At 59.2% G+C, this 525-nt stretch carries 1 protein-coding gene; it reads left to right on the top strand.

The genetic code is table 11. The annotated features are described in order from the left end of the window. On the top strand, positions 1-525 hold a 525-nt coding region (locus ACCC97_RS28815; RefSeq protein ID WP_413336395.1), incomplete at both ends, for a DUF6396 domain-containing protein.

Below are 525 nucleotides of genomic sequence, written 5' to 3'. Positions count from 1 at the left end.
CAACATGGGCACGATGTACATGGGCGGCATTGGATCGCTCAAGCAGGATGCGACGGTGGCGTATGCGTTCTGGCAGAGGGCGGCGGACATGGGAAGCATGGCGTCGCAGACATACATTGGGCAAAAGCTGATTGGTGTCTACAACGATCCGCCATCGTTCTGGGCGAACAGGACAATCTCGCGCAAGATGCTGGAGTGCGCATTCGCACAAGGCTATGGCCCCGCCGCATACGAGCTTGGGGCGGATCTAAACGGCAATGATCCGACCTTGGGTGAGGACTATTCCCGCGCACTCAAGGTGCTACACGAAGGCGTCAAGTTTGGTAGCCAAAAAAGTGCAGGTTATTTGTTCGCCTCGTTCGACGACGGAGCGAATCCGGTCACGACCGGACCTGACAAGGCTCGCGCCCGCCGCTACAAGATTCTGGCGGACGCCCTTTACTTCAATCCCGACCTGCGCTTCCCCAACCTCGACAAGGTGCTGCCGCTTCCCCCGGCACCGTTGCCCCAGTGGGACATGAGCGA

The organism is Variovorax sp. Varisp85, from assembly GCF_047304045.1.
Classification (GTDB): domain Bacteria; phylum Pseudomonadota; class Gammaproteobacteria; order Burkholderiales; family Burkholderiaceae_C; genus Variovorax.
This window is presented reverse-complemented; position numbering and strand designations above follow the sequence as displayed.